The sequence below is a fragment of the Nonomuraea sp. NPDC003804 genome, assembly GCF_040610675.1.
In the GTDB taxonomy this organism is placed as follows: Bacteria; Actinomycetota; Actinomycetes; order Streptosporangiales; family Streptosporangiaceae; genus Nonomuraea.
On sequence record NZ_JBEXMT010000008.1, the window covers coordinates 214,947 to 228,356 of the forward strand.

Annotated in this window: 12 protein-coding genes; 4 read left to right on the top strand and 8 right to left on the bottom strand. The window is 69.6% G+C overall.

The genetic code is table 11. The features are described from left to right. Positions 1–31 precede the first annotated feature (31 nt). The 4 genes from ABZX22_RS13700 to ABZX22_RS13715 form a co-directional block, all read right to left on the bottom strand. Positions 32–919, bottom strand: coding sequence for a GNAT family N-acetyltransferase (locus ABZX22_RS13700; RefSeq protein WP_354908243.1), 888 nt, complete (start codon positions 917–919; stop codon positions 32–34). Positions 920–940: 21 nt separating this feature from the next. Further along, positions 941–2,122: a M20 family metallopeptidase gene (locus ABZX22_RS13705; protein ID WP_354908244.1), complete on the bottom strand. Its 1,182-nt coding sequence runs from the start codon at positions 2,120–2,122 to the stop codon at positions 941–943. A 117-nt stretch (positions 2,123–2,239) separates the two neighbouring features. Beyond that, entirely contained in the window at positions 2,240–3,418 is a 1,179-nt protein-coding gene (locus ABZX22_RS13710) for a serine hydrolase domain-containing protein (protein WP_354908246.1), read from the bottom strand. Between the two features lie 46 nt (positions 3,419–3,464). Further along, positions 3,465–4,457, bottom strand: a complete 993-nt coding sequence (locus tag ABZX22_RS13715; RefSeq protein ID WP_354908247.1) for a hypothetical protein — start codon at positions 4,455–4,457, stop codon at positions 3,465–3,467. Positions 4,458–4,711: 254 nt separating this feature from the next. Here ABZX22_RS13715 and ABZX22_RS13720 point away from each other — a divergent pair, with 254 nt between their 5' ends. Continuing rightward, positions 4,712–5,437, top strand: coding sequence for a MarR family transcriptional regulator (locus tag ABZX22_RS13720; RefSeq protein ID WP_354908249.1), 726 nt, complete (start codon positions 4,712–4,714; stop codon positions 5,435–5,437). Between the two features lie 110 nt (positions 5,438–5,547). On the opposite strand, the gene ABZX22_RS13725 is transcribed toward ABZX22_RS13720, so the two are convergent. Then, positions 5,548–8,877, bottom strand: a complete 3,330-nt coding sequence (locus tag ABZX22_RS13725; RefSeq protein ID WP_354908250.1) for an NPCBM/NEW2 domain-containing protein — start codon at positions 8,875–8,877, stop codon at positions 5,548–5,550. 1,030 nt (positions 8,878–9,907) lie between these two features. Beyond that, entirely contained in the window at positions 9,908–10,564 is a 657-nt protein-coding gene (locus ABZX22_RS13730) for a nitroreductase family protein (protein WP_354908252.1), read from the bottom strand. A gap of 68 nt (positions 10,565–10,632) precedes the next feature. On the opposite strand from ABZX22_RS13730, the gene ABZX22_RS13735 reads away from it, so the two are divergent. Then, positions 10,633–11,028: a helix-turn-helix domain-containing protein gene (locus ABZX22_RS13735; RefSeq protein WP_354908253.1), complete on the top strand. Its 396-nt coding sequence runs from the start codon at positions 10,633–10,635 to the stop codon at positions 11,026–11,028. A 15-nt stretch (positions 11,029–11,043) separates the two neighbouring features. Here ABZX22_RS13735 and ABZX22_RS13740 read toward each other — a convergent pair whose 3' ends face one another. After that, positions 11,044–11,166 carry a hypothetical protein gene (locus ABZX22_RS13740; protein ID WP_354908255.1) on the bottom strand — a complete coding sequence of 41 codons (123 nt, stop codon included), beginning with the start codon at positions 11,164–11,166 and terminating at the stop codon, positions 11,044–11,046. Positions 11,167–11,168: 2 nt separating this feature from the next. On the opposite strand from ABZX22_RS13740, the gene ABZX22_RS13745 reads away from it, so the two are divergent. Both ABZX22_RS13745 and ABZX22_RS13750 read left to right on the top strand, forming a co-directional pair. Continuing rightward, positions 11,169–11,618 (top strand): carboxymuconolactone decarboxylase family protein, encoded by a 450-nt coding sequence (locus tag ABZX22_RS13745; RefSeq protein WP_354908257.1) that lies wholly within the window; start codon positions 11,169–11,171, stop codon positions 11,616–11,618. Next, the gene (locus ABZX22_RS13750; RefSeq protein WP_354908259.1) at positions 11,618–12,487 is read left to right on the top strand and encodes a PhzF family phenazine biosynthesis isomerase; all 870 of its coding nucleotides are present in this window, start codon (positions 11,618–11,620) and stop codon (positions 12,485–12,487) included. The genes ABZX22_RS13745 and ABZX22_RS13750 overlap by 1 nt, the downstream gene beginning before the upstream one ends. Before the next feature lie 56 nt (positions 12,488–12,543). Here ABZX22_RS13750 and ABZX22_RS13755 read toward each other — a convergent pair whose 3' ends face one another. After that, positions 12,544–13,284, bottom strand: coding sequence for an alpha/beta fold hydrolase (locus tag ABZX22_RS13755; protein ID WP_354908261.1), 741 nt, complete (start codon positions 13,282–13,284; stop codon positions 12,544–12,546). Positions 13,285–13,410 lie beyond the last annotated feature (126 nt).

Below are 13,410 nucleotides of genomic sequence, written 5' to 3' on the forward strand. Positions count from 1 at the left end.
CTCATCCGGCGACTGCCAACCCCGAAAAGCTTCACGGCGATTCCCGCCGGTCCACGATGTACCACCCCGCGCGGTCGAAACCGCGCACCCGCGCGCCCTCGCTGAGCAGCTCGCCGAGCACGTCCCGCAGCGCCGTACGCCACTGGGCGGCCAGCCCCGGGTCGTGGGCACGCAAGGTCTCGATGTCCCCGGGGACGCCGACCAGCACGGTGCGCGTGTCGGCGCGGCAGGCGACCGGCCCGCCCCTGGGAGAGACGTCCAGCGCCACGGCCGCCTCCGCCGCGCGGGCGGAGGCCGCGTCGGCCGGCCTGGGCAGGCCCGCGCTGGCCGCCACGGCGGCGTGCGACTCCAGCCGCCAGCGCACCAGCACCCGGTCGGTGTCGTCGCTGCGGTTGATGTCGTCGTCCATCGGGCCGTAGAAGTTCGGCAGGTACTCGTCCGGGTCGGCGGCCAGCTTGGTGATGTTGAAGTAGGCGTTGCGCCGGATCAGCGGGTCATAGGTCCAGCACACCTCGCTGACGCCACGCGACATGGCCCAGGCGCGCTGGTGCAGCTTCAGCGCGAAGCCGACGTTGCGTCCCTGCACGCGCGCCAGCACCCCCGCGATGTGACTGTGCAGGGCCTCGCGCGCGGGCGGGGAGAAGAAGCCGAAGCAGGCGCCCACCAGCTCGTCCCCTTCGAAGGCGCCGCTGACGTAGCTGCCCGCCTTCGCCATCGCCCGCAGCAGGTCGGCCGTCACCGGCGGGTTGTTCTCACCGGTACGCCAGATGCGCTCGTACAGGCGGCGGACGGCCTCGAGCTCGACGACGCTGTCCAAAGGGCGGATGTGGATGCCCGCGCTTCGCGCGGCCGCCTCGGCTGCGGCGTACGCCAGGTCGACGGGCCCGGACCCGCGACGGTCGCGGATGAGATCAGTCACGCCGGCCATGGTTCCAGCCGGTCAGGCCCTGCAGCTGGTCGGCGGGCACGGGAGGACGGCTCCCGGTTCGTCCGAGTGGACAACTTCCGCGCTTGCGAGCAGTTCGGCGACCAGGGCGGCGAGCAGCCGCGTCCGCCCCGTGAGCTCCGCGACGACCACGTGCTCGTCGTCGGCGTGCGCCCCGCCGCCGACCGCGCCCAGCCCGTCGAGGGTCGGCGTGCCCACTCCCGCGGTGAAGTTCCCGTCCGAGGCGCCGCCGACGGCGAGCGAGGTGAGCGGGCCGATCCCGAGCGTCGCCGCGAGCCGGCGGGCCCGCTCGAACAGGTCCGCCGACGCCGCGGCCTGGAGCGGAGGCCGGTTCGGACCGCCCCTGATCACCAGTTCGGCGCCGTCCAGCGCGGGCCGCAGGCCCAGCATCGCGGTGTGGACGCGGATCTGCTCGGCGGCCTCCCAGACCCGGGCGTCGACCTCGAAGCGCGCCGACCCGGGCACGGTGTTCACCGTGGTGCCCGCCTCCAGGCGGGTCGGGGTGACGGTCGTGCCCAGCGCGGGATCGCCCAGCCCGGCCACGGCCACGACCTGGCGGGCCAGTTCCACCGAGGCGTTGACGCCGCGCTCCGGCTCCAGTCCCGCGTGCGCGGCCCGTCCCCGCACCAGCACCTCGTAGCGGGAGACGCCCTTGCGCGCGGTCTTCAGGGCTCCGCCGGGCCCGGCGGCCTCCAGGACCAGCGCGGCCGAGCACCCGCGGGCCTCGTCCTCGATGAGCTCGCGCGAGGAGAGGGACCCGGTTTCCTCGTCGCCGGTGACCAGCAGGGTCACGCCGTCCAGGTCGTCCAGCGCCGCCAGCGCGTGGAAGGCCATCACCAGCCCGGCCTTCATGTCGAAGCACCCGGGCCCGCGCAGCAGCCCGTCGCGGACCTCGAAGGGATGCGTCCGCAGCGAGCCGACCGGCCACACCGTGTCGTGGTGCCCGAGCAGCAGCACCCGGGGCTCGCCGCCGAACCGCCAGCGCAGGTGGGTGTGGCCGTCCACCACCACCCGCTCCCCTTCCGCGCCCAGGAGCCGGGCGCCGACCTCGGCGACCACCTCGGCGCTGCGGGTGACCGCGGCCAGGTCCTCGGACGGGGACTCGCAGCGCACGAGCCGCTCGATGTCGGCGATCATCGCGGCTGCGGCGGCATCTTCATTTCCTGATCGGCGCATCGCTCCAGCATGGCGAAGCGCGGCGGGCGTGGCGCTGTCCGGCCGGCCAACATTGGCGCGTCCCGTTGGGACTCCGCGATGAACGGGGCGCCACGAGTCCTACGGCGTGGTCGCGGGTCATCGGGACCTGGCCGGGCAGAACTCGGCCGACAGCGTGTCGGTGAAGACGCTCAGGCCGCTCCAGTCGCCGTTGACCTGGCTGGTCAGCAGGTGGTTGCCGGTGCGGGTGCCCATGGCGTAGGTCCACGATCCGTAGGTCGCGCCGGCGTTGCCCCAGACGGTGACGCCGCACGGCAGCCTCTGGGAGAAGACGCCGAGGCCGTAGCGGGTGCCGGGGATCCACGGGACGGGGCCCTTGGTCTCGACGGTGGTGAACATCTCCTGTTGCTGGGCTGCGGGCAGCAGGCGTCCGCCGAGCAGCTCGCCGAAGAAGCGCTGCAGGTCACCGGTGGTCGAGATGATGCCGCCTGCGGCCCAGGCGAAGGACTGGTTCATCTCGGTCGCGTCGTGGATCTCGGGCTTGGGGTCGGAGGAGAACAGGGTGGAGTAATGCGTCGGGTGAGGGCCGCGGATCTTGGGGTCGGTGCCTGGCAGTGACGTGCCGGTCAGGCGCAGGGGGCGGATGACGGTCCTGGTGAGTTCCTGGGCGAAGGTCCTGCCGGTGGCCCTTTCGACGATCATGGCGGCCAGGAAGTAGTTGGTGTTGGAGTAGAGGAAGCTCGTGCCCGGCTTGAAACGGGGCGGGGTGGCCAGGCCGATCTCGACCAGTTGCTCGGGGGTGTAGGTGTCGTAGCGGTGCTCGAACCAGGCGGCTCCCACGCCCTTGGCGAAGAACTTCTCGTCGTTGCCGTAGTTGAAGATGCCGCTGGTGTGATTGAGCAGCTGCCGGACGGTGATCTCACGGCCGTCGTAACCGTTGCCCGCGACCAGACCGGGCAGCCACTGCTCCACGGTGTCGTCCAGGCTCAGCCTGCCCTCGGCCACCAGCCGCAGGACCACGGTGGCGGTGAACGCCTTGGTGGTGCTGCCGATCCGGAACCGCTCGTGCGGCTGACGCTTGCGGCCGGTCCTGGTGTCGGCCACGCCTGCCGAACCGAACCACCTGCCGCGGCGGTCGCGGACTTCGGCGACGATGCCCGGAGCGCCACCGTGGGCCACGGCGTTGTCGAGAGCGCGTTGTACGCCGGCGTGGTCGGAAGCGGGCGATGCGGCTGTCGCGGGTGCCGTCAGGACGCCCCCAGCGATCAACACGGTGGCGAGGAACAGCCCGCCCTTGGCGGAAGCGGACGGTGTCATGTCAGTTCTCCTTTGGACGTTCGGTTCTCAAGGTCAGGGGAGGCCGTCAGTGCGCCGGCCGGCGGCGCTCGGGGGTTTCGGCGGGTACGGCGCCCGCGCGCCTGGCGGTGACGATCACCCCTGCGGTGGTGGCCGCCGTGAGGAGCAGCACCGCGGCCACGGCGAGAAGGGTGATCCTGTCCGGGTGGATCAGGGACTGGCCGCGCCAGGCCTGCCAGGTCACGGCCGCGACCAACCCGGTGTAGCCGAGGGCGCCGCAGCCGACGAGGCGAGCACGGACCTTCTCGGCGCGCAGCCAGGCGTGCTTGGCGGCCAGGGCGGCCAGCACCGCGGTGAGCAGGAGCAGCACCTGGATGCCGTGCAGGGCGGCGAAGTGCGGTACCCGGAAGTCGCCGCCGGTGACGCTCCAGCCGGTGAGAGGCATGCCGTGGCCGTCCGGGTCGCCGATGCCGTGGCCCTGGTACATCGGGATCCGGGCACCGTTGGCGTCGGTCACCGTGCGGGGGTGGATCTCGGCGACCAGCCAGTAGACCGGCACCAGCATGCCGAAGACGGCCAGCGCCAGCCCGGCGCGGATCGCCCGGTTCACCGCGGCCCCGCCGGTGCGCTGGATCAGCACGACGACCGCCAGGATCAGTTGCGTGACCAGGATGATCATCACGCCGTAGGTGAGGATGGGCACCAGAGCCAGCGTGACCCGATCGCTCTGATCGGCGTTGAAGTGGCTGAAGGTACCGCGCGCCGCCTGGGCGGTGATGGCGCCGACCTCCACGGTCGCGGCCAGCGCGAAGACGGTGCCGATCCACCAGCCCAGCCGCCTGCCCTTGCGCAGCCTGGTCAGCAGCCAGGCCAGCGTGCCTGCGTAGAGAGCGAAGGCGAAGCCGAACTTCAGCGGCTTGACCCACACCGGCTCATCCAGCAGGGTCCGGCCGTCGACGACGAGCCCGACACCGGCGGCGAGCATCACAGCCAGCATGAGGAGCGCGCAGACCACCAAGGGACGGTGCCAGGTGCGCACAGGGGTGAGGAGGGAAGTCATGAGGGGGCTCCGATCACGGCTCGGCAGTTTGCGAGCAGTCCGTTCGCTCATTCGCGAATGACTAAAAGCTAGCTTGCTTTCACCAAAGCGGCAACAAGCTAGGTGGCTTATAGCCATATAGTCCCAGCTCAGGGCCCATTAACTCTTGCAATGAGGATGAAGGTGAGTGCAAAACGAAGCTGGCGACTTGCAATGGAGTGTCGGCGAACGCAATACTGGCCATACCGCGAGACGTGACACGGAAGGCAGGAGCGATGCCCGGAGGCAGGCTGACCCACCAGGACCGGCAGAAGATCGCCGAGGGGCTGGCCGGCGGACTCACCTACACCGAGATCGCCGGCGATCTGGGCAGGCCCATCTCCACCATCACCCGGGAAGTGGCCCGCAACGGCGGCGCCGGCGGCTACCGGGCCGACCAGGCACAGCGGGCGACCCAAGGACGCGCCCGCCGCCGCAAGCCGAACTCGGCCAAGCTTCCGCCCGCCGCCGTCGACGCGCACGGGCGCGATCCCGAGTCGGTTCACCAACTGGAGGAACAGTTCACCGCGATGATGGTCGGCACGGGGCTGCCGCGGATGACAGCCCGCGTGCTCACCTGCCTGTACGTCACCGACAGCGGCAGCATGACCGCCGCCGAGCTCGTCCGCCGCCTCCAGGTCAGCCCCGCCTCCATCTCCAAGGCCGTCGGCGAACTCGAACAGCAGGAGCTCATCAGGCGCGAACGCGACCCCCATCGCCGCCGCGACCGGTACGTCATCGACGCCGACGCGTGGTTCCGCGGCTGGATGGCCAGCGCCCGCCAGAACACCCTGCTGGCCGACTTCGCCCGTCAAGGTGCCCAGGTCCTTGGCACGACCACACCCGCCGGCACGCGGATGCACGACATCGGCCACTTCTTCGAGCACGTCGGCCAGGCCATGATCCAGGCGGCCGAGGAGTGGCGGCAGGCCCATGCCGCGAAGCGCGCCGCACAGGGCTAGCACGGCGGAGCGTCGCCGCGCTCACCAGCGGCATCGGCGCGAGGAACGGGCCGTCGTGGGCGCGACTCCGGCGGGTCGCCCTGGAAGGGCTCCCCGCCGGGTCCTGCGCATCATGACGCCAGCTTCGCTCCCGCCCAGTCGGCGTGGTCGCTGTTGATCCCGTCTCCCGCGTCCGTCACCTTCAGCACCAGTGAGGTCACCCCGGCCACGCTGACGTCGATGGAGGCTGCCGCGCTGGAGGGAGTCATCGCCGATGGACTCCCGTACAGCTTGACGCCGTCGCCCCAGACCTCGAACGTGACCGTCGCGTTCGCGCCGACCTCGTCATCGACCCCGACATCCGACTGGAACCGGGAATAGGCGCCGTTCAGGAGGTAGGTGATGCTGCTCGTCGCATGCGTGCCCAGCCCCTTGGCGTACGTGGTCCCGTTCAGGGTGATGGTGTGCCCGTCGACGCTCCGGTCCTTGTGAAGGGTGCCCCACCCGATGGTGGGGGTACCGGTCCAGTTCAGATCGCTGAGGAACACCGCGGCGCCGCCGGAGGTGGTGACCGTGACCGCGTTGCTGGCACCCGACACGTTCCCGGCGGCGTCCTTCGCCTTCACCGTGAAGGTGTACGACGTCGCGGCCGACAGCCCGGTCGCGGTGAAGCTCGTGCCCGTGGACGAGCCGGCCGGCGCCGTCCCGCGGTAGATGTCGTAGCCCGTCACCCCGACGTTGTCGTTCGGCGCCGTCCAGGTCAGCTGGACACTGCTCGACGTGACGTTGCTCGACGCCAGGTTGGTCGGCGCTGCCGGCGCCTGGGTGTCCGCACTGACAAGTCGAGCGTTCGCCCAGTCGGCGTGGTCGCTGTTGATCCCGTCTCCCGCGTCCGTCACCTTCAGCACCAGCGAGGTCACCCCGGCGATGCTCACGTCGACGGACTGGGTCGGGCTTGAGGCCGTCAGTGCCGACGGACTCTCGTACAGCTTGGCGCCGTCGCCCCAGACCTCGAACCTGACCGTCGCGCCCGCGGAGACCTCGTCGTCCACGCCGACCTCCGCCTGGAACTTCGCGTACCCGCCGTTCAAGGTGTAGGTGATGGCGCTGTTGGCATGCGTGCCGATGCCCTTGGCGTAGGAAGTCCCGGCCAGCTTGATGGGGTTCGACCCGACGCTTCTGTTCTTCTGAACAGTGCCGAAATCGGTCACGGCGCTGACCCAGGTGAGATCGCTGAGATCGGCTGTCTGGCCGTTTCCGCTGATGGCCGTGGTGACATTGACCGCGTCGCCGGCCGCCGACGTGTTGTCCGCCGCGTCCTTCGCCTTCACCGTGAACGTGTATGGCGTCGAGGCGGAAAGGCCGGTCGCCGTGAAGCTCGTGCCCGTCGACGAACCGATCAGCGTGGTGCCGCGGTAGACGCCGTAGCCGGTCACGCCGACGTTGTCGGTCGACGCCCCCCAGCTCAGATCCACGCTGTTCGAGGTCACCTTGCTCGCCGCGAGGCCGGTCGGCGCGGTGGGAGCCGTGGTGTCACCCCCTGCGCTTCCGGCGGTCGCGGTCACCGACGCGCCGGCGGCCACCGGCACCGCCACGTACGAGACCGTCCGGCCGTACAGCGACTTGGTCTGCGGCGTCTGCGGGGTGCCGTTCACGCTGATCGACGAGAGGGTCCCGTAGAACTGGGCTTCCCAGGTGATGGTGGAGCCGGAGTTGTTGGTCAGCGTGGAGGCCGTCGTGCCGGTGTGCTTGAGCTTGAGGTCGTTGCCGCCGACCTTGAGGTGGTTGATCTCCACCCACGGCACCTCAGCGGTCAACCGCGGGACGGTGGTCACCTTGTTGTGCGGGGCGTCCGGTTGCACGCCCATCATGCCGTCGATGATGCTGCTGACCACCATGAACGAAACTTCCGGATATCCGTTCTTGTCGGCCATGAGCTTCTTGAGCCACGCCCAACCCTCTGAAGGCCGGTTGTACTGGTAGTACATCTCCGGCAGATAGGAGGTCGCCTCGACATTCAGGTCGTCGTCGCTTGCGGCGATGAAGTCCAGGTAGTCGCTGGTCCTGGCGCCGTGGTCGCCCAACCCGGTCAGCATCATCAGGAAGCTGGCCTCATGTCCCCAACTGCTGTAACCCTTGCCGTCGGCGTCCTTGCCGCGGATGTAGCGGTTGGTCGCCGAGTCCCACCAGTTTCGCTCGAAGTGGTCGCGTACCCGCTGGGCGCGCTGGGCCCACTTCGCGCTGTTGGCGTTGTCGCCCTTTTCCTTCAGGATCGCCGAATACGCGATCATCGACTGGTACTGGTAGCCCAGCGCGTCGGCGGCGGAGACGAGATGTTCGTTCGGGAACTCGAAGAATGTCGCCGTGTATTCGCCGGGCTGCATCCTCGCGACCGGCTGCTCGCTGGAGGGGTTCGCGTCGTTCCACGTCACCTCGTGGTTGGTCAGGAACGAACCCATGGTCGAGTCGTAGTACGCCGAGAGGGTCGGATCGTTGATCCAGTTCTGGTTTCCCGTCCACTGGTACTGCTTGTAGGCCTTGGCCATCACGTTGAACGGCGAAGGCAGTTCCCGGAATCCCGTGCCGTCGACGTAATACATGCTCCCGTAGGAGCTGTGCGCCCAGAGCGGCCAGCCGTTCTGGCCCGGATCGTCGGCATCGCCGGCGAACGTCTTCAGCATCGCGAAGGTCTCGTTGTCCAGGCCGAGCGCGTGCGCGCCATCCGACTGGTGGGCGATGTCCCTGTTGTAGAAGGCCTCCCGGTTCACGTAGGAGCCCCAGTAGCCGGGCACCACCGTGGTGTGCGTGGAATCCTTCAGCCGCCACCACTCGGCTTCGTGCCCCATCATCGGGTTCCCGGGGTAGAACGTCATGCCCAGAGCCCGGTTCTTGCCCCAGGTGAAGCCCTCGTTCAGTGCCGCGTTCGGCGAATCGATGCTCAGCGTGCTGGTCGGCGGACCCACGTGCTCCTGGATCGTGATCTTGTCGACGCGCGGTGTCTCGCCGGCGGACGCGGCCGTCAGCTTGATGGTGTCACCGTTGTTGAGCGAGATCTTGCTCGACGTGTGGGTGTCGATGTTCGCGGGGTCGGTGTAGTCGCGACCATTTCGCTGCGCCGTGGCCCATGAATCCACGGTGGTGGCGTTCACCGCGAGCGTGTAGGTGACTCCGCCCGCGGTTTTGCCGTTGTAGCGCGTGATGAGGTCGTAGGTGCCGGCGGCGCCGCTGAATGCCTTGGTGGCGCTGCTCGACTGGCCGGAAACGCCCTGGATGTAATTCACGGTCTCGACCGGCGTGCCGTTGAAGGTGTGCTCGACGCTGGCGGTCGAGAAGTTGGACAGCGCCATGCTCTCGGCCTCGACAACGTACGGCCCCGCCGCTTCGGCGGGTGATGCGGGGACGGCGGATACGGCCAGGGCTGAAGCCAGTAAGGCCAGGAGCGCATGGGTGAGGCGGCGCATCTGACATCGATTCCTTTCGGCGAGGAAGCCGGAGCGATGCGTTGGAAGATGTTGAACTATGGGGCCTATTGAGTGCTTCACAAAGATCAATGTCAACAGTTGTTTAGTTGGGGGAGGGCGGCTACCCTCGCGCGTGCCCATGCGCGTACGCGGGCGAGGCGGCCGGCCCTCGGCATGAATGGCTTGATCGAGCGAAAACTTTCATTGAACTCTTGCAAGACTGGGTGTAGCGTCCTGGCCAACGCCCCACGCCACCCCACAGGAGTCACTCCATGGATGGGTAGAGGAAGACGTAGATGGCCATGGCGGCCGCATCGGACGACTGAAGCCGACGCGCTCCTGCAGGGTGGCGAGGTTTGTTCAGCACGTCGCCGCCGGGCACGAGCACCTGCGGGCCGCCGAAGACGCCGGCGTCACCGAGGCCGTCGAGAGAGGTTCTGTCTGGGGAGTGAATGCGACGATCACGGTGCCGTCAAAGACGTGCGCATTGTTGTCCGCGTTAGTGTGACCCGCGTGAACCCGCGTGAGATGGCGGTCGGCCGATTATCGCGCCTGGTGACGCGTGCCCGCTCAGCCGTACGTGCCGGGAGTATGGGTGGGCGGCGCCCCGCCCCGCTCGTCGAATCGGCCGGTCTGCTGATCGTGCTCCTTCTCTTCTCACGGCTTCATGCCGCCGCGGGGAAGGACGCCGCAGCCGCCACCGCCAACGCTCTGGCCCTGCAGTCCATGGAACGGGCCATCCGCGTGGACATCGCACTGAGGGCAAACCAGTGGCTGACCGAGCATCCGGCCCTCATCCAGCCGGCCGTTGAGTGCCTGCGGACAGCAGCCCGTTCAACCCGCGGGACTGGCTGGAGGTCCCACTGAGCCAGTAGTGTCTGGCGTCCTCGGAAGGTGGTGAGGGCGTCCCGGGGCACGGGTGACCGCGAAACGGACTTGTCGCGCTCCGCTCAGGGGGGCGGGAACGTAGGCCTCACAGGCTCCAACGCGTTCCCGTGTCTTACGCGGCACGTGCCCGCCCGCCCGGAGCTCAGGCGGGGTACCGCTCGTGGAAGACGTTGCGGGCCAGTGCGCGACGGCCGGGATGGCGTGGCTGCCCGGCCGGGTAGCCGACCGACACCAGCAGGGCGATGGCGAGGTCGTCGCGATCGTCGATCCCGATCACCTTCTTCACCCTGTCCTCGTCCCAGCCGTTCATCGGTGAGGTGGCCAGGCCCATCTCGGTCGCGGCGAGCATCACGAACGAGGCCGCGATCATCGCGTCCTTGATCGCGTACTCGCGCAGCAGGCCGCGCCGGTCGAGCCCTTCCTGGAACGCCCGCGAGGCCTCCGAGAACATCGCGATGAACTCCTCATTCCAGGCGCCGTTGCCGCGGGCCTGCTCGTAGACGTCACTGTGGTCGTCGCGCCAGGCTTGCGGCTCGGCCACGAAGACGAGGATCACCGGTGCCTCCTGCGGCTGGGGTTGGCCGTCCGTGGCCCAGGTCAGTCCCTTGCGGCCATCGTCGTCGGTGACCACGACGATCGACCGGTCCTGCAGGTTCCAGCTGGTGGGTGCCTGGACGGCGAGCTCCAGCAGGGTGTCCAGCGCGGTCCTGGGCACGGGGTCGGGCCGGTAGTGGCGTACGGTACGCCGGGTGCGGATGGCGTCGGCGACGGACATGGTGGGCATGAGGTGGTTCGTCATGATACTCACTATTGGAGAGTCACGAACTTTTCGGAAGACGGCACCTTTTAGTGCGCTACTCTCCTTTCATGAGTGCTGTGGTGGAATCCTCGGGCCTGCCGGCCGACGTCTACTCCGCGAAGTGCCCGACCCGCCAGGTCCTCGACCACATCGCGGGCAAGTGGACGATCCTGGTGGTTGACGCCCTCCTCCAGGGCACCATGCGCTACACCGACCTGAGCCGCCGCATCGAGGGCGTCTCGCAGAAGATGCTCACCCAGACCCTGCGCGGTCTCGAAGCCGACGGTTTCATCACCCGGACGGTGCACCCGACCATCCCGCCTCGGGTCGAGTACGACCTGACCGAGCTCGGCCGGAGCCTCGCCGAGCCCATCAGCGCGCTCAGACGATGGACGGAGGACCACATCAACGAGATCGAGCGGGCCCGACACCGCATCAGGGAGGCCGGCACCTCGGACAGGTGAGGCGACGAAGCCCGGTCAAGTCCTGCTGCGCGACCTCGGCAACCGGGAACCCGTCCAGTCGGTGAACGCCAACGGCGTCACCATCACCATCGACTCGGCGACGGCTGAGTCGGCCACGGTGACGGTGACCACCGACATGGATGTTCGCACTCGGAGCCGGGCTGCTGGGCCACGGGCTCCTGCCGGCCATCGACAGGGAGATCGTCATCGCCCGGGTGACCGCCCGCGCCGGCTGCGGCTACGAGTGGGGCGTGCACGCCGCGACCCTCGCCCAGCAGGCCGGGCTCAGCCTGGAGCAGCTGCGCGCGACCGCCGTCGCGGGCGTCGACGCCTCGTGGCCGCCGCGCCATGCGGCGCTGCTCGTCGCGGTCGACGAGCTGCACGAGACCGCGCGGCTGTCGCAGCCTGCCTGGGATGCCCTGCGTGTCCATTACGAGGACGCGCAGCTGCTCGAATTCCTGGTGCTGACCGGCTGGTACCGGACCATCAGTCACCTGGCGAACGGGCTCCTCCTGCGGGAGGAGCCCTGGGGCACTCCCTTCCCGCCATCTCACGGAAGCTTCCCGCCACCTCACGAAGGGGACCGCTGATGAGCGGGTACGGCCTGCCCGTCGCGATCGTCCACGCGTGCCTGCGCGACGGCGGCGGCGGCAGCCCCACCGCGGTCATGGAGGAAGCGCCCTTGACCGACGACCAGCGCCGCCGCATACCGGTCCTGATGGGAACCTCTCACGTGGTCTTCGTCCACGCTCACCACGGCCGAGCTGAAGATCCCGCGGTTTCCCTGCGCTTCTTCACTGCCGAGGGAGAGCTGCCCGCGTGCGGCCACGGGACCATCGCCGCCCTGGCCTTCCTCGCCGAGCGCGCCGGGGTCCAGGACTACCGGGCAACCCTCCACGCGTCAGGACGCGCCTTCGCCGGCCGGGCCGTACGGGAGGACAACCGGGTCGACGCCGTCTTCGACGCCGGGTCCGTCAGCCTGCGCGAGCCCACCGCGATCGAGTGCGCCCTCGTTCTGCGCGCGCTTGGCGTCACCTCCGACACGCTCGCCCCCGGCGCCCGCGTCGCTGCGATAGGGCGGCCACGGCTGTTGGTCCCCATCGCCACGCGCTCCGCTCTGGCCGCGTTGGCCCCGGATCTCGAACGGCTCCGCGCCGCATGCGACCGGCTCGGCCTCCTGGGCTGCTACGTCTACTCCACTCCGACACCCACCGGACGGGCCGCGGCCCGCATGTTCGCCCCGTCGATCGGCGTCGCGGAGGACATCGCCAACGCCAACAGCACCGCCTGCCTCGCCGCGCACCTGGCCGGTCAGGGCGTCACCGATCTCACCGTCGACATGGGCGACTCCCTCCGCACCCCCTCCACGATCACCGCCACCACCCGGCGCAGCCAGTCGGGCCCGCTGGTCCGGCTGGGCGGCGCGGCGGAGATCACCCGCGTCGTCCGCCTGCCGTGACCCCGCCGGCGACATCCTCGGGCCGGTGTTCACGCCGGCCCGAACGGCACGATTCCTCAGCCGGCCACGTCGGCGAGGAAGTCGGCGACCACCCGGCCGGCGACCTCGCGGAACTCCTCGAAGTAGGCGTGCCGCGCACCCGGGATGAGGTGCAGCCGCGCTCCGGGGATGCGGCCGGCCAGCAGCGGCGCGTTGGCGGCCGGGTTGAAGACGTCGTCGGCGCCGTGAATCACGAGGGTGGGCGCGACGATGCCGGGAAGGGCTTCCCAGCTGTCATGATGCGCGCTGGCGGCGAGATGGTGGCGGCGGGCGTGGGCCGGCATGCCGCGATCGCCGATCGTGCGATACGGGCCGGGGTGGGTGGCGAGCCACTCCGGGGTGTACATCAGCTCGAGCAGCGCCCGCCGGGCGGCGGCCCGGTCACGCTGGGCCAGCGAGCGGCGCACCTCCTGACTTCGCTCCACCCCGTGTGCGCCTCCGGGAGACGTGCACCCCAGCACGAGCGCCGCCAGCCGCTCCGGGTGGTCGGCTGCCAGCCACTGGGCGACGCGGCCGCCCATGGAGGTGCCGTAGACGTGCGCGCGCTCCACGCCGAGCTCGTCGAGTACGGCCAGCGCATCGAGGGCGAAGCCGCGCGTCGTGTAGGGCTCGTCGGGCTTGTCGCTGTCCCCGGTGCCGCGGTAGTCGAAGGTGATGGTGCGATCTGGAGGTGGGCAGGTCGAAGGCGAGGTCCATGCCGCCGCCGATCGTTCTGCCGGTGTTGTGGGTAGTCCGGCCCCGCCTGAAGCCCCGCTCACCCCCGCCCTTCCGTCCGCACGACCTGCGCGAGGCCGTCGGCGTGGCGACCGCGCCGGACGGCGACGGCGTGCCGGCCGTCACCGTGGCCCGCTCCCATGACGGCTGCCGCTGCTGGCTATCCTGTG